Genomic DNA, 17,991 nt, shown 5'->3' on the forward strand with positions numbered 1-17,991 from the left:
TCCGCGGATCGGGCGCTCCCGCACCAGGAGGTGCCTCCCATGACTGCCCTCATCCAGCCCGCACAGGCCCGGACGTACCTCTCCCTCCGGGCGGCGTGGGTCCCCCTGTTCGCCCTCTGCCTGGCGTTCTTCGTCGAGATGGTGGACAACACCCTGCTCACCATCGCGCTCCCGACCATCGGGCGTGACCTCGGCGGCGGCACGACCGCACTCCAGTGGGTGACGGGCGCCTACTCGCTCACGTTCGGCGGCCTGCTCCTGACCGCCGGCTCGATGGCCGACCGCGTCGGCCGCCGCCGGGTGCTGCTCGTCGGCCTCACCGCCTTCGGTCTGATCAGCCTCGCGGTCGTGCTGGTGCACAGCCCCGGCGAGCTCATCGCCCTGCGCGCGGCCCTCGGGCTCGCCGCGGCCGCGATGGCCCCGATCACCAACTCGCTGGTCTTCCGCCTCTTCGACGACCAGGCGCTGCGGATGCGGGCGATGACGCTGATGATCACGGTCGGCATGAGCGGCTTCATCCTCGGTCCGGTGCTCGGTGGCACCGCGCTCGCGCACGTCGGGTGGGAGTGGCTGCTCGCCGTCAACGCCCCGATCGCCCTCGTCGCCTGGGCGGGCGTCCGCCTCGGGGTGCCGGCCGACCGGCCCGAGGACCTCACGTCCGACCGGCTGGACCTGCCGGGCGCGGCGTTCAGCATCCTCGCGATCGGGTTCGCCTGCTACACGCTGACCAGCGGCGTCGAGCACGGCTGGGGGTCTCCCGCGACCCTCGGCTCGGCGCTCGGTGCGCTGCTCGCCCTCGGGGCGTTCGTCCGGCACGAGCGCCGTACGGACGAGCCGATGCTGGACCTCGGCCTCTTCGCCAGTGGCACGGTCCGCGGCGCGGCCATCGCCCAGGTCGGCACGTCGATCGCGATGGCCGGCGTGATGTTCGGCCTGATCCTGCACTTCCAGTACGCCTACGGCTGGAGCCCGATGCGGGCCGGTCTGGCCAACCTCCCCCTCATCCTCACCATGGTCCTCGCGACGCCGGTGTCGGAGGGCCTGGGCAAGCGGTTCGGCCACCGGATCGCCTGCCTCGTCGGCGCGGCCCTGATGGCCGGCGCTCTGGCGGGCCTCGCCTGGGGCGTCGGCCACGGCTACCCCGCGATCGCCGCCGGCATCGTCGTGATGACGGTCGGCCTGCGCACCGTGATGACCATCTGCGCCGTGGCCCTCGTCGACGCCATGCCCGCCAACCGGACCTCCGTGGGCGCCGCGCTCAACGACACCGCGCAGGAGGTCGGCACCAGCGTCGGCACCGCCCTGGTCGGCACGCTGGTCGCGGCGCTGGTCACGACGACGCTCCCCGCCGGCGTGTGGAGCAGCGACCTGGTCGCCTCGTTCTTCCACGGTGAGCGCGTCACCTTCGCCGTGCTCGCCGTCATCGTCGGGGTGGTCGCCGGCTGGGGTGCCCTCACCCTGACCGACTCGCGCTCGGTCGACGAGCCGCACTGACCGCTCAGGCCGGCGACAGCGCGAACTCGTTCCCGTCGGGGTCGGCCAGCGCCACGACCTCGCCGCGGGCGTCCGGCGCCTCGAGCCGGGTGGCTCCGAGCCCGACGAGCCGCTCGACCTCGGCCGACACGCCGTCGGCGACCAGGTCGAACCGCTGCCGGTCCCGGCCGTGCCGCGGAGCCAGCGGCGGACCGCCCCAGGCGACCTTGGTGCCGCCGGCCGGGGACTGCACCGCGGTCTCCTCGTCCTGGTCCCAGACCAGCGGCCAGTCAAGCGCCGCCGCCCAGAACAGCCCGACCTCGCGGGTCCCGTCGCAGGCGAGCTCGCCGAGGAAGCCGCAGCCGGCGAGGTAGGAGTTGCCCGCCTCGATCACGCAGAGCTCGTTGCCCTCGGGGTCGGCCACCACGACGTGGTCCTCGTCGGGCAGCTGCCCCACGTCCGTCTCCCGGCCCCCGAGCGCGACCAGCCGGTCGACCGTCCGGCGCTGGTCGCCGAGCGCCTCACTGGTCAGGTGCAGGTGGACACGGTTCTGGCCCACCCGCTCTGACGTGCTCGCGACGAACCGGAGCCCGACCTGGGTCGCGGTGCCCGGCAGCAGCAGCCCGCGCCCGTCGTCGACGACCTCGCGTCCCAGCACCTCGGCCCAGAAGGCCGCCAGCCGGGCGGGGTCGTGCGCGTCGACGGCCAGGGCGAGCAGGCGCAGGGTCATGCCTGCCGACGGTAGGTGGCCCTGCCACTCCGCGCACCCGACTTTCCCCCTGGCGGCGGACGCCACGACCGCTACAGCCGCTCGCCCGCCTCCACGCGCGCCTCGACGGTGTTGCCGAGCGGGGCCAGCGGGCAGCGCCAGCGGTCGTCGTAGCGGCAGGACGGGTGGTAGGCGAAGTTCAGGTCGAGGACCAGGTGTTCCTCGTCGCCACCGAGCCAGGCGCCCTTGATGGTGTCGAGCAGGTAGCGCCCGGCGCCGTAGCTGCCCGACCCCGCGGTCCCGTCACGCAGCGGCACGAACAGGCCGCCGGCGTACTGGTGCAGCCACCAGACGTCCAGGGACCCGCCGACCGGCGCCGGCAGCTCGACCCGGCCGATGCGCTGCATCGTCACGGAGCCGTCGTCACCGCCGTCGACGTCGCGCTCGTCGGGCTCGGCCTCGAGGACCGGGACCTCGAATCGGAGGGCCGGGTCGTAGGGCCAGTACTGCACTCCGTGCTCGCGCAGCTCCGGCACGTGCGCGGTGGGGCTCTGCGGGTGGTGGGCGAACAGTTCGGAGCGGCCCGCCACCCAGAGCCGGTGGCCCTCGGCGGGGTCGGACTCGGCGCGGACCGCGGCGTAGAGGTCGGCCACGCGGGTGCGCCAGTCGGCGAGGGTCAGGGCGGAGGTCCGGGACGTGGTCACGCTCCCCACCCTGTCAGGTGGGGCGGCCGCACCGACAGGAGGAAGTGTCTGCGGCGTGCGACGCCCCCGCGTGAGCGGGTCGCGCGGGCCGGGTTCGTCCTGTCCGTGGGGCCTGTGGAGAGACGGCGCAGACGCGACGCGAAGGGGGAAGGCTGGGTTGATGGACCCGGTGGCGGCACTCACCCAGCTCGGCGGCGTCGCCGGGACCCGCGCCGTGCTCGCGCTCACCACGCGCCGCCGGTTGCGCACCGCGCTGCGCCACGGCGAGGTGGTGCGGGTGGCGCGGGGCGGGTACGCGTTGCCGGCGGCCGACGAGGCGCGCGTCCTCGCGGCCGAGCTGGCGGGGGTCGTGGCGCTCCGCAGCGCGGCGCTGCACCACGGCTGGGCCGTGAAGACCGTGCCACCGGTGCCGGAGGTGGCGATCGGGGCGCGACGCCGGATCGCGGCCGAGCGACGAGTCGGAGTTCGGGTGCTCTGGCTGGACCTGCGGCCCGAGGACGTCGTCGACGGCGTGACCTCGCCGCTGCGGACCTGCCTGGACTGCGCGCGACGGCTGCCCTTCGACGAGGCGCTGGCCGTCGTGGACTCGGCGCTCCGGTCCGGCCGGGTGACACGGGCCGGGCTCGACGCCCTCGCCGACTCGGTGCGCGGCGCCGGGGCAGCGGCGGTGCGGCGGGTCCTCGAGGCGGCCGACGGACGGGCGGCCAACCCGTTCGAGTCGGTGCTGCGCGGTGCCTGCGTGGAAGCCGGGCTGGGCGTCGTCCCACAGCAGCGGATCGCCCTGGCGACGGGCGAGGTCCGGCCGGACCTGGTCTGCCGGGGGCGACGGGTCGTGCTCGAGGCCGACTCCTGGACCTGGCACACCGGCAAGGAGGCGCACACCCGCGACTGCGCCCGCTACAACGCGCTCGTGCTCGCGGGCTGGCGGGTGCTGCGGTTCACGTGGGAGCAGGTGATGCTGCAGCCGGCGTACGTCCGCTGGGTGCTCGACGAGCTGATGCGGCCCGGCCGACAGGAAGAAGTCGGGACGGCGTACGACGTCCCCGCCTGAGCCGGCGCGCCCGCCGGATTCCTGCCCGTGCGGCCGCCCACGCAGTCACGTTCCGGGCAGGTGGACCGCCGCACGATCGGAGCATGAGACGGCTCGTGGTGCCCGCGCTGGCGCTGCTGGCCGCCCTCGCCCGGCTGCCGTTCGTGCGCTCTCCCCTGTCGCCGGACGAGGGTGGGCTGCTGATGGTGGCGGCGCAGTGGGGCCCGGGCCACTCGCTGTACGGCGCCTACTGGGTCGACCGGCCACCGCTCCTGCTCGCGCTGTTCGCGCTCGCCCACGCGGCGGGACACCTCGTCGGGGATGCCCTGGCGCTTCGTCTCCTCGGCACGGTCGCGGTGGTCGTCGCGGTGCTGCTCGCCGGGCGGGTCGGCGCACTCCTGCGGCCGCGCGGCGGGCCGCTGACCGCGGCCCTCGCGGCCGCCCTGCTCGTCTCCCCGCTGGTCGGCAGCTCGCCGGAGGTGAACGCCGAGCTGCTCGCCGTCCCCTTCGTCCTGACCGGGATCGTCGCGCTGCTCACGGCCCGGGCCTCGGCCCGCCCCCTCCGGTGGCTGCTCCTCGCCGGCGCCGCCGGCGCCGCAGCGGTCCTGGTCAAGCAGAACGAGGTCGACGTCCTCGTCCTCGCCGGCCCGGCGATCCTGGCCTGGCTCCCCCGGCGCCGGCCCGCCGAGGCGCTCCGTCACCTCGCCGCCCTCGCTGCCGGTGCCGTGCTGCTGGCCGCGCCCGTCCTCGCCGGCGCCGCCCTGCGCGGCACCGGGCCCGCGGCACTCTGGGACGCGCTGGTGCTCTTCCGGATCGACGCGAGCCGGGTCATCGGGACCTCGGCGACCGGGACGACCAGCGCCCGGCTGGGCCACCTCCTGGTCGCCCTCGCCGTCAGCGGCGTCCCCGTGCTCGTCGTCGGGCTCGCGGTCCTCGGCCGTCGTACGCGCCCCTCCACCACCACCGGACGCCCCGCCGGCCCCGCCGCCTGGCCCGCCCTCGTCCTGCTCGGCTGGGAGCTGGTCTCGGTGGTGGCCGGCGGCAGCTACTGGCTGCACTACCTGGTCTGCCTGGTCCCCGGCACCGTGCTCTACGTCGGCCTGGTCGCCGCACGCTCGCACGCCGCCACCGTCTGGTCGCGGGTGCTCGTGGCGTACGCCGCCGCCGTCACCGCCGTCGCGATGGGCACCCTGGCGCTGCACCCGTGGCCGGCCCCGCCCGCCGCCGACTGGCTCGCCGCGCACGCCCACCCCGGCGACACCGCGGTGGTCGCGTTCGGCCACCCCGACATCCTGCAGGCCGCCGGCCTGAGCAGCCCGTACGACGAGCTCTGGAGCCTCCCGGTCCGGGTCCGTGACCCCGACCTGACCGACCTCACCGCCGTCCTCGACGCGCCGGGCCGGCCGACCTGGGTGCTGACGCGCAGCGACCTGGCCGGCTGGGGCATCACGCCGTCCGACGGGCAGGTCGCGCTGGCCGAGCACTACCGCGAGGTGGCCGACGTGGACGGGCTCGAGGTCTACCGCGCCCGCCGCACGGGCGGCGACCCCCGCACCGGCACCTAGGCGAGCTCGAAGGCCACCTTCCGGGTCGCGACGTCGGCGGTGACGAGGCGGACCTCGACGTCCTGGCCGAGCGGCAGGTCACCCGTCGACGAGAGCGGCCCCTCGACCGCGGGCTCCTGGATCACGACGGTGCCGTGGGTGGGCTTGTCGTCCGACACGTCGGTGACGACGCCGTGGAAGGTCTCGCCGACGTGGGTGCTGAGCAGCCCGGCCTCGACCAGGTCGAGGACGGCGTTCTCGTACTGGTGGCCGCGACGGGCCGAGTCCTGCAGGACCTTCGGCAGGTCGTGCAGCGTGGCCGTGACCCAGGCCGGCACCTCGGTGTCGGCGCAGAGCGCGACGCAGATCTCCCCGGCGTACCGGTCGCCGAGGCGCCGCAGCGGCGCGGTGACGTGGGCGTACTCCGAGGCCAGTCCGGCGTGCCGCGGGTCCGCGGGGACCTCGCCGTCGAAGGCGACGTACCCGCTGCCGCGCAGCAGGCGGGTGCACGCCTCGATCATCGCGGCGTGCGCCGGCTTCGAGGCGTCGAGGGCCCGGATGAAGTCGGGGTAGAGCTGCTCGGCCGGCCACTCGATCCCCAGGCCGCGCGCCACGCGGTGCAGGCGCTGGACGTCGCGCGGGTCCGGAGACGGCAGGGTGCGCAGCAGCCCGACCCGGGCGTAGACCATCAGCGACGCGGCGGCGAAGCCGGTCAGCAACGACATCTGGGCGTTCCACTGCTCGGCCGGCAGCAGCTGGCGGAACTCGAGCTCCCACTGGTCGCCCTGCACGTCGATCTCCTGCTCGGGCAGCGGCAGCGAGATGCCGCCCCGCGCCGCCTCCCGGGCGATCCGCAGCTCGCCGACCTCCTTGAGCAGCATCAGGGACTCCGACGCGGTGCCTTCGTCGACCATCTTCTGCACGCCGACGTAGTCGAGCTTGGCCGTCGAGCGCACCCGCGCCCGCTCGACGTGGACGTCGGTCCGCTCGCCGCGGGCGTCCACCTTGATCGTCCACAGCAGTGCCGGGCGGACCTCGTCGGGCAGCAGCGAGGCCGCGCCCTCCGAGAGCACCGGCGGGTGCAGCGGGATCCGTGAGTCGGCGCCGTAGAGCGTCTCGCCGCGCCGGTGCGCCTCCTGGTCGATCGGCCCGTCCGGCTCGACGAACGCCGCCACGTCCGCGATCGCGTAGTGCACGACGTACCCCTCCCCGTCGCGCTCGAGGTGCAGCGCCTGGTCGAGGTCGCGCGAGGAGGCGGGGTCGACGGTCACGAACGGGATGTCGGTGCGGTCCAGGTCGGGCAGTCGCGGCGCCGCGGCCGCGGCCTCGGCGGCCTGCTCGACGTCCGCCGGGAAGTCCGGCGTCACGCCGAGCTCCTCCTGGATCCGCGCGATCCCCTCGCGCAGGCTCTGGGCGGCGACACCGTCGCCGGTGGACCGGACGTGCACCACTCGATTGCTCGGCATGACCAGACCTTAGCCTTGCCGCATGCTGATCGTGCTCCCGCCGAGCGAGGGCAAGTACGCCGCCCGCCGCGGCGCCCCGCTGGACCTGGCCGGCCTGAGCTTCGCCGGGGTGCCCGGCGTGAGCGAGGCCCGCGGACGGGTCCTCGACGCCCTCGTCGACCTGTGCGCGAGCGACCCGGAGGGCGCCGCGAGCACCCTGGGGCTCGGGCCGACCCAGCTCGACCTCGTGGCGCTCGACGCCTCCCTGCGCACGGCTCCCACGGCGCGGGCCGACCGGGTCTACACCGGCGTGCTCTACGACGCGCTCGGCGCCGCGACGCTGTCCGCCGCGGCCAAGCGGCGCGCCGGGACCCGCCTCGCGGTCACCTCGTCGCTCTTCGGGCTGGTGCGGCCGGCGGACCGGATCCCGGCGTACCGCCTCTCCGGCGACGCCACCCTCCCCGGCCTCGGCCCGGTCGCCGGGGTCTGGCGCGAGGCGCTCGGGCCCGCCGTGTCCGAGGCGGTCGGCGACGGGCTGCTGGTCGACCTCCGGTCGACGATGTACGCCGCGTTCTGGCGCCCCCCGGCCGACGTCGCGCGACGCGTGGCGACGGTGCGGGTGCTGCACGAGGTGGGCGGCAAGCGGCAGGTCGTGAGCCACTTCAACAAGGCCACCAAGGGGCGCATCGTGCGCGCGCTGCTCGAGGACGGCGGCAACCCGCGCTCGCCCGGACGGCTCGCCGACCTGCTGACCGACCTCGGCTGGAAGGTCGAGGTGGGCGCGCCCACGCCGAAGGGCACCCAGCTCGACGTCGTGGTCACCGAGGTCTGAGCGGGCGCGACCGCGCGGCTACCAGCGCACCGCGCCGGAGAAGGCGTCGTTGCCCGGCGGTAGCGCGTTGAACATCCGCATCGAGGCGCGCTGCTCGGTGCCGTCGCGGCCGCCGGTGAAGAACGAGACGACCGAGACCGACGCGGGCGCGAGCTCCATCCGGAAGACCGACCCCAGCGGGGCCTGCACCGCGTGGGCGACCAGCGTCTTGATCGGCGTCACGTGGCTGACGACCACGACCGTCTGGCCGGCGTGGGCGTCGAGCACCCGCTGCAGGCCGGCCAGCACCCGCTCCTCGACGACGAGGAACGACTCGCCGCCGCCGGGCGACACGTCCAGCGAGCCGAGCCAGGCGTCGAGGTCGTCGCCGTCCCGCTCGGCCACCTCGGCGAAGGTCATCCCGTCCCAGGTGCCGAACTCCATCTCGGCGAAGCCGGGCTCCACCTCGATGCTCTTGCCGAGCACGGCCGCCACGATCTCCGCGGACTCCAGGGTGCGGCGCACGGGCGACGCGATGACCGCGTCGATCCGCTCGGCGAGCGGCGCGAGCCACTCGGCCGCCGCGCGGACCTGGTCGCGGCCCTCGTCGCTGAGCCCGGGGTTCGAGCTCGCCAGCCCGCCCGAGAAGCGCTTCTCGAGCGTGTGCGGCGTGACGCCGTGCCGCAGCAGGATGATGGTCGTCGGCGTCCCGCTCGAGGCCGCCCAGCCGCGGGCCGGCGCCGGTGCCGCGTCGGAGGCAGGGGCCGGGCTCTCGATCTCCTCGATGAGGGACTCGACGTCGTCCGCCGCCAGCGTGACGCCGCTCCGGCGCCCGTCCAGCGCCTCGTTGGCGAGCCGGTCGGCGTGCGTGTTCTGCTCGCGCGGGACCCAGGTGTAGGTCGTGCCGGCCGGCGCCAGCTGGTGCGCCTCCTCCACGAGCGGCTGCAGGTGCGGCTGCTTGACCCGCCAGCGCCCGGACATCTGCTCGACGACGAGCTTCGAGTCCATCCGGACCTCGATCTCGGCGCGCGGGGCGTGCTCCTCGGCGAGCCGCAGCCCGGCCACGAGGCCGGAGTACTCCGCGACGTTGTTCGTCGCCACGCCGATCGTGGTGCCCTCCTCCGCGATCACGGCGCCGGTGTCGGCGTCGGTCAGCACCACGCCGTACGCCGCCGGGCCGGGGTTGCCGCGCGAGCCGCCGTCGGCCTCGATCAGGACCCGCTGGTGCTGGTCCGCGCTCACAGGCCTGACTCGGGCGAGCGGACCAGGATGCGCGAGCACTCCTCGCAGCGCACGACCAGGTCCTCGGGCGACTTGCGGATCTTCTCGAGCTCGGCCGGGTCGATCGTCAGCTGGCAGCCGGTGCAACGGCGCTGGCGCAGCTCGGCCGCCCCGACGCCCCGGCGGTTGCTCCGGAGCTTGTCGTAGAGCGCGAGCAGGTCCTCGGGCAGTCCCTCGACCTCGGTCGCCCGCTGGTCGACCAGGCGCGCGAGCTCGGCCTCGATGTCGACGCCCTTCTCGTCGCGCGAGGCGAGCAGCACGGCCAGCCGCTCGTCGGTCGCCGACTGCTGGGCCGCGAGCGAGTCGAGGGTGCGCTGGGCGTCCTCGACGCTCGCCATGATCTCGAGCTCGTCGTCCTCGAGCGAGGTGATCCGCCGCTCGAGCGAGACCATCTCGTGCTGCATCCGCTCGATGTCCTTGGGGTTGCTGATCAGGCCCTGGTCGATGCGGTCCTGGTCCCGCTTGCGCCGGGCCTTGACCTGCTCGACGTCCGCGTCGACCTTCTTCTGCTCGACCGTCAGGTCGTCGACCACGATCCGCGCGTCACGGGCCTGGTCGACGAGCTCGGTGCGGGTCGCCTGCAGCGCGGCGATCTCCTCGAGCTCGGGGAGGCTGTCCAGCTGGTGGCGCAGCAGGTCGGCCCGGGCGTCGAGCGCCTGGACGTCGAGCAGCTTCAGTTGGGCGGCGGGATCGGCTTTCAGCGGGACTCCTCGGTGGTGACACTGTTCAGATGGGTGCGGATCAGGCGCGGAAGCTCCACGGATCGGTGCACGTGGTGCTGACGCGGGACTCCACCGTATCGCCCAGCGCCGCGGTCAGCCGCGCCTGCACCAGCGGGAGCCAGGTCGACTCCGCCGCCCAGTGCGCCACGTCCACCAGCGCCGGGCCGTCCTTCTCCAGGAACTCCCCCGCCGGGTGGTGCCGCAGGTCGCTGGTGACGTAGACGTCGGCCCCGCTCCGGAGCACGTCGTCGAGCAGGAAGTCGCCCGCCCCGCCGCACACCGCCACCCGTCGTACGACGCGGTCCGGGTCGCCCGCGACCCGCACGCCCTGCGCGGTCGCGGGCAGGGCCGCGGCGACGGTCGCGGCGAAGGCGCGCAGCGTCGTCTCCTCGACGTCGCCGATCCGCCCGGCGCCCGTCGGGGACGTCCCGGGGTCGGCGAGCTCCATGACGCCGTACGCCGGCTCCTCGTAGGGATGTGCCGCCAGCACGGCCGCCACCACCCGGTCGCGCAGGCTCCGCGGCAGCACCGCCTCGATGCGGGCCTCGTCGACCACCTCGGGCCGCCCGATCTCGCCGATCGTCGGGTTGGCCCCCTCGAGCGGGCGGAAGCGGCCCTCGCCGGGGATCGAGAACGACGCGTGCTCGTAGTCGCCGATCCGCCCGGCGCCGGCCGTCGCCAGCACCTGGCGCAGCTCCTCGGCCTGCTCCCGCGGCACGTAGACCGAGATGTGGTCGAGCGGCTCGTCCCAGGCCGGCGCGACCGGCGCCAGCCCGGTCACGCCGAGGGCGGTCGCGAGCGCCTCCGACACCCCGCCCAGCGCCCGGTCGGCGTTGGTGTGGGCGGTGAGCAGCGCGCACCCGGCCCCCGCCAGCACCGCCAGCGTGCGGCCCTTGGGCGTCGTCGCGGCGAAGCCGTGCACGGGCTTGAGGAACAGCGGGTGGTGCACGACCAGCAGGTCGGCGCCCCACGCGACCGCCTCGCGGGCGACCTCGATCGTCGGGTCGACGGCGAACATCACCTTGCGGACCGGCGCCTCCGGGTCCCCGTGCACCAGCCCGACCGCGTCCCAGCCGTCCGCCGTCCCCGGTGGGTACCACCCGTGCAGCAGGTCGACGAGCTCACGCAGGTTCGGCATGCCCGGAGATTAGTCGAGTCGGCGCATCTGCAGATCCCCGACCGCCGAGTCGGCGCATCTGCAGATCCGGTACGCCGGGTCGGCGCCTCTGCGTCTGCAGACGCGCCGACTCGGCGATCAGGGTCAGTTCACCTGCCGCTCGCGGCCCTCCCAGTACGGCGCCCGCAGCTTGAACTTCTGCAGCTTCCCGGTCGCGGTGCGGGCGAGCTCGTCGCGGAACTCGATCGACGTCGGCGCCTTGTAGCCCGCGGCCTTGTCCTTGCACCACGCGATCAGGTCGGCCTCGGTGGCCTCCTGGCCCTTCTCGAGCACCACGAGCGCCTTGATCGTCTCGCCCCACTTCTCGCTGGGGACGCCGATCACCGCCACCTCGGCCACCGCCGGGTGCGAGAACAGCACGTCCTCGACCTCGATGGAGGAGACGTTCTCACCTCCGGTGATGATCACGTCCTTCTTGCGGTCGCTGATCGTGAGGTAGCCGTCGTCGCCGATCACGCCGCCGTCGCCGGTGTGGAACCAGCCGTCCCGCAGCGCCCGCGACGACTCCTCGGGCTGCTCCCAGTACCCCTCCAGCACGACGTTGGAGCGGGCCAGCACCTCGCCGGCGTTCTCCTCGTCCTCCGAGGTCGTGAGGCGTACGCCGAGGGCCGGGGCGCCCGCCCGGGTCAGCAGCGTCGCGCGCTCGAGCGGGTCGAGGTCGTCCCACTCGGCCCGGCCCCGGTTGATCGTCAGCAGCGGCGAGGTCTCGGTGAGCCCGTAGATCTGGATGAACTCCCAGCCCAGCTCCTCCTCGACCCGCGCGACGGTCTTCGTGGGCGGCGGGGCGCCGGCCATGATGATCCGGACCCGGTCGCGGCCCGGGATCTCGCCCTCCCAGGACTGCGCGGCCTCGAGGACGGCGGCGGCGACCGCGGGCGCGGCGCACATCACGGTGACCCCGTGGTCGCGCACCCGGCGCAGGATCTCGGCGCCGTCGATCTTGCGGATCACGACCTGCTTGACGCCCAGGCCGGTCATGGCGAACGGCATCCCCCAGCCGTTCGCGTGGAACATCGGCAGCGTGTGGAGGTAGACGTCGCGGTCGGTGACCGCGGTGTGCATCGCGAAGGTGACCGCGTTGACCCAGATGTTGCGGTGGGTGATCTGCACGCCCTTGGGGCGGGCGGTCGTGCCGGAGGTGTAGTTGATGCAGGCGGTGGCGTTCTCGTCGGGGGTCCAGGGCTCCGGCTCGGCGCCGCCGTCCTCGGGGGCGGCCGCGTAGAGGTCCTCGTCCGCGCCGATCACGAAGCGGTGCTCGGCGGTGACGTCCTTGAGCACCTCGTCGAGCTCGGGGTCGATGATCAGGACCCGCGCCCCGGAGTGCTCGACGATGTACTTCACCTCGTCGGGCCGGAGCCGGAAGTTCACCGGCACCAGCACCCGCCCGAAGCCGGCGACGCCGAAGAACGCCGTCAGCAGGCGGGCGCTGTTGTGGCTGACCACGGCCACGCGGTCGCCGAAGCCGATGCCGAGCTCGTCGAGCCGGGCGGCCTGCCGGCGCGCGAGGGCGCCGATCTCGGCGTAGGTCAGCTCACCCCCGCCCAGGGGCGCGGCCGGCTGGTCCGGCTCGTCCACCACGCCGGTCCGGGCGCCGTAGACCTGCACGGCACGGTCGATGAAGTCGGAGACGCTGAACGGGACGAGCACGGGACCTCCTGGGCGCAGGACTGTGACGACCACCACTGTAGTGAGCCCCCGTTGCCGCTTCGTCGGTCGCGCCCGACGCAGGCGCACGCACCGCGGCCCCGACCGACCCGAGGGTCGACCGGGGCCGCGGCGTACGACGCTCACCAGGTCGCGGTGGCGACCTCCCCGCCGCGCACGGCGACGGTCAGGTGGATGTCGCGCGTCTCCTTGACGTAGAGGTCGTAGGACCCCTCCACGAGCTCGGGGAACACCAGCGACGGCACCTGCTGCCCACCGACGGGACGGTTGACCACGGCCACGTGCGGGTGCGGCGACCCGTGTGCGTGTCCGTGGTCGTGAGAGTGCCCGTGGTCGTGCGAGTGGTTGTGCGCGTGGTCGTGCTCCGGCCCGAAGTCGGCTCCCTCGGGCTTGATCTCGACCTCGACGCCCTCCATCTCGACCGGCATGGTGACGACCAGCGCGCCGACGTCGCCCCCGATGTCGAGCAGGACGGAGCCCTGCCCGGCGTACGGGTTCTCGACCTGCGCGGCGGTGGTCACGACGCCTTCGTGGTGCCGGGCTCGGTCTGGTAGCCCCCGCCGGGGAGACCGAGGTAGGGGAACTTCCCGGTCACGGCCGCGTTGGTGTTCTTCGTCCCGTCCGTGACGGCGCTGGCGGCGTCGTCCGGCTGGTACGACGGGTCCACCAGCGGGATCGTGAGGCCCGCGATCGCCCGGAGCTCGATCGTCACGACGTCGTCGCGGATCCGGCGACCGTTCGGGAAGCCCGCGGCGTCCCCGGCGACGAGGCCGAGGTTCTTGGGCTTGTCCGACGGCGGGATCGCGACGTTGAGCCGCAGCATGTCCGACTTCACGGGTCCGGTGTAGTTCTGGAAGCCCGGGACGATCCCGGCCGGGATGCCGGTGAGCAGGATCGCGTTGAGGTCGGCACGCGGCTTGTCGTACGCCGCGAGCTTCGGGAACACGCCGGGGTAGAGCACGGGCAGCAGGCCCTGGAGCTCCGGCTTGTTGACGTACTTCTCGTAGCGGCGGTCACCGTGCGGCCGGCGGGCGTTCCACGTGTCCTTCTCGGCCATCGGGACGATGACCTCGTTGAACAGCGGGTTGCCCAGGCGACCGACCTGCTCCCAGGGGCCGTGGCCCTTGTAGGAGCCCGACTCCTGGTCGAAGATCCGCGACTTGCGCCGGCTCGCCGAGGCCCAGACGCCGATGACGGCCTTCTCGGCCATCGGGTCCTTCGGCCGCGAGCGGTCCCGCGTGAGCTGCTTGATCGGCACCTGGATCGCGATCGTGTGCACGTTGTAGGACTGCACCGCGTTGACGCCGCCCATGTTCGGCATGGAGATCAGGTGCGCCTCGTTGAAGGGGCGCAGCGCCCCCAGGTCGAAGATGCTGCCGAGGTCGACGTGGAAGGCGTCGGCGCGCTGCCCGGCGAAGACCTTGCGACCGTTGCCGATCTTGTGGATCGCCTGGTTGGAGAGCGTCTTGTAGTCAGGCGTGCTCCGCTTGCCGACGTTCACCGGCGGGACGGGCAGGTTGCGGGCGAGTGTCCGCTCCTTGCCGTTCCGGACGACGCTGACGGTGTAGTACTGCGGGCGGTTCCAGGTCTCGTCCGAGATGTTCTTGATCTGGCCGGTGTTGTAGAGGAACGTCTTCGCGTTTCGGATCCGGGTGTGGAACTTGAAGCGGTAGGTGATGTCCGCCTCGCCCGTGCCTTTGTTGGCCACGTGGATCTCGTAGCGCACGTCGTCGCCGAACTCGTAGAAGTTCGGGCCGCCGTCCGGCTGCTGCAGCGGGATGAAGTTGGCCACGAGCGTGACCGTGTCCGGCTTGTCCGGGCTGACGAACGCGTAGGTGTCGGTGTTGTCGGCGACCGGGTCCTTGGAGATCTCCGGTGCTTCGCGGTGCGAGGACATCAGCGACCCCCTGCCGCGTTGAGGATGCGGGTGACGAGGTCGCGGTCGTGCACGACGACCTCGCGCTCGCCGACCATGAGACGCAGCTCGCTGGAGCGGTGGTCCTTGACGTAGGCGACCACGGTCTCCTTGGCGCTCGTCGCGCTCGGACGTGCGCCGGCCGCCTCGGCCGCGCCGGCGGAGCCGGTGGTCAGCGCCACCGTTCCTGCGGCCGCGCCTGCGCCGGCCACGGCGATGAACTTTCTCCTGCTGGTGTCGCTCATCCATGCCTCCGTGTGAAGGGGTGCGCGCCTCCATGTGAGCCGCGCCACAAGGCGTTCGGAGCCGGTGGCCGGACGGATGGGACCGGGGGCAGAAGATCTCGGGTGGGCGCAGAGGGGATCGAACCCCCGACCACCTCGTTGTAAGCGAGGGGCTCTACCGCTGAGCTATACGCCCGGGCTCCGGCGCGGAGCGGGCACAGACTACGCGAGCCGGCGCGGCGTCCGGCAACTCGCCACGGACGGCGCCCTCGGGCAGAAATGAGTCGAACCGCTGGCGTCTCGGGTCACCAGCGGTTCGACGAGATCCACGTTAGAACGGTCCCCGGATCGTTGTCGCCCCTTGTCCGGAAAGTTGTGGAAAAACCGCGGTTCCGGTCCAGACCATGACGCTGGACCAGTGCGCGCGACCCCTTGACGAGGTCGCCGGCCGGCGTCAGGAGAGCGCGAGCAGCTGGTCGAGGTGCTCGTCGAGGTCGCGGCCCTCGGGCATCGCGTTGTGTACCGCCCAGCGCACCGTGCCGGCCTTGTCGATGACGTACGACGAGCGCCGCGGGCAGCCCTTCTGCTCGTCGAAGACGTCGAACGCGCGCGACACCTCGCCGTGCGGCCAGAAGTCCGAGAGCAGGGGGAAGTTCAGCCCGTCCTGGTCGGCGAAGGTCCGCAGCGCGTAGACCGGGTCGCACGAGATCGCGAGCACCTCGGTCTCGAAGGTCATGAACTCCGCGAGCCGGTCGCGGATCCCCGCCATCTCGCCCGTGCACACGCCGGAGAACGCGAAGGGGTAGAAGAAGATCGCGACGGCCTTCTTGTCGCGGTACGACGAGAGCGTGACGTCCTGGCCGAACTGGTCGCGCAGGCAGAAGTCCGGGGCCGGTCCCCCGATGGTGAGTCCATCCATGGTGGACACATCCTCGCACCAGCCGCGGACACCGCCGCACCGGCCCGGCCACCGCCGACGTGCCGTGGGTCAGTCCTCGTCGGGGTCCTTCGCGAGCTCGCGCTTGAGCACCTTGCCGGTCGCGTTGCGGGGCAGCTCGTCGAGGAAGACGATCTCGCGCGGCACCTTGTAGCGGGCGAGGTTCTGCTTCACCCAGCCCTTGAGGTCGTCCTCGCTGACGTCCTGGCCGCTCTTGAGCGAGACGAAGGCCTTGAGGCGCTTGCCGTAGTCGTCGTCGTCGACGCCGATCGCGGCGACCTCGCCGACCGCCTCGTGGCGGGCCAGGCAGTCCTCGACCTCCTTGGGGAAGACGTTCTCCCCGCCGGAGACGATCATCTCGTCGTCGCGCCCCTCGACGTACAACCGGCCGTCGTCGCCGAAGCGGCCGACGTCGCCGGTCGACATCAGGCCGTCGATCATGTCCTTGTGGCCGCCGCCGGTGTAGCCCTCGAAGAGCAGGCTGTTGCCGACGAAGATCCGGCCGGCGTCACCGTGCCCGACCTCCTTGCCGTCCTCGTCGTAGATCTTCACGACGGTCGCCCACGGCGGCTTGCCGGCCGAGGACGGCGCCTCGCGCAGGTCGACGGGGTTGGCGATCGAGGCGTAGGCGACCTCGGTGGAGCCGTAGATGTTGTAGAGGTTGTCGCCGAAGTGGTTCATCCAGTCCAGCGCCAGGTCGCCGGGCAGCGCCGACCCGGAGGCCGCGACCACCTTCAGCTGCGGGAGGTCGTACGACGCCAGCGTCTTCTCCTCCAGCGCCATGATCCGCTGCAGCATCACCGGGATCACCGCGAGCGAGTCGCACTTCTCGGACTGCACGGCCTCGAGACAGCCCTCGGGGTCGAACTTGCGTCGGAGCACCACGGTGGAGCCGAGCAGCATGGCCATGGCCAGGTGCGCGAAGCCCCACGTGTGGAAGAGCGGAGCGGCGATGTGCGTGCGCCAGCCGTACTTCAGCGGCATCCGCGACAGCAGCGAGACCGCGGCGTCGATGCCGGCCTCGTTGCGGGGCGCGCCCTTGGGGGTGCCGGTCGTCCCGGAGGTGAGGATCACGATCCGCGCGTGGTGGTCCGGCGGGTCGAGGTCGCCGTCGTCCTGGGAGTCGATGAGCGACTGGATCGTCGGGACGTCGACGTCCTCGTCGTGCCAGGCGACGACCCGCTGGGCGACGTCGGCCTTGGCGAGCAGCTCGGTGAACTCCTCGTCGTGGATGACGACGGTCGGCTTCTCGCGCTCCAGCACGTCGACGAGCTGCGGGCCGGCGAAGGCGGTGTTGAGGTAGAGGATGTCCGCGCCGAGCTTGGCGACCGCGACGGTCGCGTCGACGAAGCCCCGGTGGTTGCGGCACATCAGGGCGACCGAGTCGCCCTCCTCGACGCCCTGCTCGGCCAGCGCGCGGGCCAGCGCGTTCGAGCGGCGGTGCATCTCGCCGTACGTCAGCGACCCGATCTCGTCGATCAGCCCCACCTGGTCGGGCGCGCGGACCGCCAGGGCCGCGAAGCCGCCGGCCGGGCCGGTCCCCCACCGCCGGATCGTGCGGGCGATCCCCAGGAGCGCCGCGGGGCTGTAGGGCCGGATGATCCCGGACTCGGTGAGGACCTTGAGGCTGGTGCCGGTCGCGGCAGCGCGGCCGAGGGCGGATCGGAGCACGTGTGTCCTAGGGCTGGAGGATCAGGCGGGCGTCTTCGGGGCGACCAGCCGGGTGGCCGACCAGTCCTTGCTCACTGCGGCCGTGGTCGTCTGCGACAGTCCGGCGATCGGGGCGGCCTCGGCGATGTCGGCCGGGTCGACGCTGTTGGGCCGGCCGACCTTCGGCGTCAGCAGCCAGATCTGGCCGCCGCCCACGAGGTCGGTCAGCGAGTCCACGAGCCCGTCGACCAGGTCGCCGTCCTCGTCGCGCCACCAGAGCAGCACGGCGTCCACGACGTTGCCGTAGTCGCTGTCGACGAGGTCGGCGTCGACCGCGTCCTCGATCGCGACCCGGAGGTCGTCGTCGGTGTCGTTGTCCCAGCCCAGTTCCTGGATGACCATGCCGGGCTTGAAGCCGAGCCTCTCGGCCGGGCCCTGCGTGGCTCCGTCTGTCTGGGTGGACCCGCCACCCGCGGTCGAACTCACTGAATCCTCCGGTCGCTCAAGGTCAGCCGCCCGTTCCCGGGCGGCAAGGTGGAGGTAGTCCACCGGAGTTGCGGCGGTGGCGCAACCCGTGTCCACCGCGCGACCTGCGACTTCGGGTCCCGCGGAGCCCCCGGACGGGGCCGATCCACCGCCCCTGAGACTACCGATGGGTAAATTTCGCAGGATCCACGCGCGTGCAACGATGACACGGTGACCGA

17 protein-coding genes and 1 tRNA gene are annotated in these 17,991 nt (G+C 73.2%); 4 read left to right on the forward strand and 14 right to left on the reverse strand.

The genetic code is table 11. The features are described from left to right. Positions 1 to 39 precede the first annotated feature (39 nt). Positions 40 to 1,494 carry an MFS transporter gene (locus H5V45_RS21300; protein WP_185255079.1) on the forward strand — a complete coding sequence of 485 codons (1,455 nt, stop codon included), beginning with the start codon at positions 40 to 42 and terminating at the stop codon, positions 1,492 to 1,494. Positions 1,495 to 1,498: 4 nt separating this feature from the next. Here H5V45_RS21300 and H5V45_RS21305 read toward each other — a convergent pair whose 3' ends face one another. Continuing rightward, positions 1,499 to 2,203: a VOC family protein gene (locus H5V45_RS21305; protein ID WP_185255080.1), complete on the reverse strand. Its 705-nt coding sequence runs from the start codon at positions 2,201 to 2,203 to the stop codon at positions 1,499 to 1,501. A gap of 71 nt (positions 2,204 to 2,274) precedes the next feature. Then, positions 2,275 to 2,886: a DUF1684 domain-containing protein gene (locus H5V45_RS21310; RefSeq protein ID WP_185255081.1), complete on the reverse strand. Its 612-nt coding sequence runs from the start codon at positions 2,884 to 2,886 to the stop codon at positions 2,275 to 2,277. Between the two features lie 160 nt (positions 2,887 to 3,046). On the opposite strand from H5V45_RS21310, the gene H5V45_RS21315 reads away from it, so the two are divergent. Next, positions 3,047 to 3,937: a DUF559 domain-containing protein gene (locus H5V45_RS21315; RefSeq protein ID WP_185255082.1), complete on the forward strand. Its 891-nt coding sequence runs from the start codon at positions 3,047 to 3,049 to the stop codon at positions 3,935 to 3,937. A gap of 83 nt (positions 3,938 to 4,020) precedes the next feature. Then, the gene (locus H5V45_RS21320) at positions 4,021 to 5,481 is read left to right on the forward strand and encodes a hypothetical protein (RefSeq protein ID WP_185255083.1); all 1,461 of its coding nucleotides are present in this window, start codon (positions 4,021 to 4,023) and stop codon (positions 5,479 to 5,481) included. On the opposite strand, the gene H5V45_RS21325 is transcribed toward H5V45_RS21320, so the two are convergent. Beyond that, on the reverse strand, positions 5,478 to 6,926 hold the full coding sequence (locus H5V45_RS21325) for an RNB domain-containing ribonuclease (RefSeq protein WP_185255084.1): 1,449 nt from the start codon (positions 6,924 to 6,926) through the stop codon (positions 5,478 to 5,480). The two genes, H5V45_RS21320 and H5V45_RS21325, sit on opposite strands and share 4 nt — an antisense overlap. A 22-nt stretch (positions 6,927 to 6,948) precedes the next feature. Between H5V45_RS21325 and yaaA the strand changes: the two genes are divergently transcribed. After that, on the forward strand, positions 6,949 to 7,737 hold the full coding sequence (yaaA, locus tag H5V45_RS21330; protein WP_185255085.1) for a peroxide stress protein YaaA: 789 nt from the start codon (positions 6,949 to 6,951) through the stop codon (positions 7,735 to 7,737). Positions 7,738 to 7,755: 18 nt separating this feature from the next. Here yaaA and H5V45_RS21335 read toward each other — a convergent pair whose 3' ends face one another. From H5V45_RS21335 to H5V45_RS21385, 11 genes are all read right to left on the reverse strand, one after another. Next, positions 7,756 to 8,958 carry a bifunctional RNase H/acid phosphatase gene (locus H5V45_RS21335; protein ID WP_185255086.1) on the reverse strand — a complete coding sequence of 401 codons (1,203 nt, stop codon included), beginning with the start codon at positions 8,956 to 8,958 and terminating at the stop codon, positions 7,756 to 7,758. After that, on the reverse strand, positions 8,955 to 9,698 hold the full coding sequence (locus H5V45_RS21340) for a zinc ribbon domain-containing protein (RefSeq protein ID WP_425491476.1): 744 nt from the start codon (positions 9,696 to 9,698) through the stop codon (positions 8,955 to 8,957). Before H5V45_RS21340 ends, H5V45_RS21335 begins: the two co-directional genes overlap by 4 nt. Positions 9,699 to 9,738: 40 nt before the next feature. Then, a complete protein-coding gene (locus H5V45_RS21345) occupies positions 9,739 to 10,857 on the reverse strand; it encodes a Nif3-like dinuclear metal center hexameric protein (RefSeq protein ID WP_185255087.1) in 1,119 nt (372 codons plus the stop codon). 123 nt (positions 10,858 to 10,980) lie between these two features. Next, complete coding sequence (locus tag H5V45_RS21350) at positions 10,981 to 12,543, reverse strand: AMP-binding protein (protein WP_185255088.1); 1,563 nt, start codon at positions 12,541 to 12,543, stop codon at positions 10,981 to 10,983. A 140-nt stretch (positions 12,544 to 12,683) separates the two neighbouring features. Continuing rightward, positions 12,684 to 13,082, reverse strand: a complete 399-nt coding sequence (locus tag H5V45_RS21355; RefSeq protein WP_185255089.1) for a hypothetical protein — start codon at positions 13,080 to 13,082, stop codon at positions 12,684 to 12,686. Then, on the reverse strand, positions 13,079 to 14,458 hold the full coding sequence (locus H5V45_RS21360; protein ID WP_185255090.1) for a DUF4331 domain-containing protein: 1,380 nt from the start codon (positions 14,456 to 14,458) through the stop codon (positions 13,079 to 13,081). Before H5V45_RS21360 ends, H5V45_RS21355 begins: the two co-directional genes overlap by 4 nt. After that, on the reverse strand, positions 14,458 to 14,721 hold the full coding sequence (locus H5V45_RS21365; protein WP_185255091.1) for a hypothetical protein: 264 nt from the start codon (positions 14,719 to 14,721) through the stop codon (positions 14,458 to 14,460). Before H5V45_RS21365 ends, H5V45_RS21360 begins: the two co-directional genes overlap by 1 nt. Before the next feature lie 103 nt (positions 14,722 to 14,824). Then, a tRNA-Val gene (locus tag H5V45_RS21370) sits at positions 14,825 to 14,896 on the reverse strand. A 258-nt stretch (positions 14,897 to 15,154) separates the two neighbouring features. Beyond that, complete coding sequence (locus tag H5V45_RS21375; RefSeq protein ID WP_185255092.1) at positions 15,155 to 15,619, reverse strand: peroxiredoxin; 465 nt, start codon at positions 15,617 to 15,619, stop codon at positions 15,155 to 15,157. Between the two features lie 69 nt (positions 15,620 to 15,688). After that, a complete protein-coding gene (locus tag H5V45_RS21380) occupies positions 15,689 to 17,308 on the reverse strand; it encodes an AMP-binding protein (protein WP_185255093.1) in 1,620 nt (539 codons plus the stop codon). Positions 17,309 to 17,329: 21 nt separating this feature from the next. Beyond that, positions 17,330 to 17,773, reverse strand: coding sequence for a DUF3052 family protein (locus H5V45_RS21385; RefSeq protein ID WP_185255094.1), 444 nt, complete (start codon positions 17,771 to 17,773; stop codon positions 17,330 to 17,332). Positions 17,774 to 17,991: the final 218 nt, after the last annotated feature.

This window comes from Nocardioides luti (assembly GCF_014212315.1).
In the GTDB taxonomy this organism is placed as follows: Bacteria; Actinomycetota; Actinomycetes; order Propionibacteriales; family Nocardioidaceae; genus Nocardioides; species Nocardioides luti.

Excerpts from the sequence above, each read along its gene's own strand:
- H5V45_RS21300 (WP_185255079.1), top strand. The coding sequence starts at position 40 with ATGACTGCCCTCATCCAGCCCGCACAGGCCCGGACGTACCTCTCCCTC.
- H5V45_RS21305 (WP_185255080.1), bottom strand. The coding sequence starts at position 2,203 with ATGACCCTGCGCCTGCTCGCCCTGGCCGTCGACGCGCACGACCCCGCC.
- H5V45_RS21315 (WP_185255082.1), top strand. The coding sequence starts at position 3,047 with ATGGACCCGGTGGCGGCACTCACCCAGCTCGGCGGCGTCGCCGGGACC.
- H5V45_RS21320 (WP_185255083.1), top strand. The coding sequence starts at position 4,021 with ATGAGACGGCTCGTGGTGCCCGCGCTGGCGCTGCTGGCCGCCCTCGCC.
- H5V45_RS21325 (WP_185255084.1), bottom strand. The coding sequence starts at position 6,926 with ATGCCGAGCAATCGAGTGGTGCACGTCCGGTCCACCGGCGACGGTGTC.
- yaaA (WP_185255085.1), top strand. The coding sequence starts at position 6,949 with ATGCTGATCGTGCTCCCGCCGAGCGAGGGCAAGTACGCCGCCCGCCGC.
- H5V45_RS21345 (WP_185255087.1), bottom strand. The coding sequence starts at position 10,857 with ATGCCGAACCTGCGTGAGCTCGTCGACCTGCTGCACGGGTGGTACCCA.
- H5V45_RS21360 (WP_185255090.1), bottom strand. The coding sequence starts at position 14,458 with ATGTCCTCGCACCGCGAAGCACCGGAGATCTCCAAGGACCCGGTCGCC.
- H5V45_RS21365 (WP_185255091.1), bottom strand. The coding sequence starts at position 14,721 with ATGAGCGACACCAGCAGGAGAAAGTTCATCGCCGTGGCCGGCGCAGGC.
- H5V45_RS21375 (WP_185255092.1), bottom strand. The coding sequence starts at position 15,619 with ATGGATGGACTCACCATCGGGGGACCGGCCCCGGACTTCTGCCTGCGC.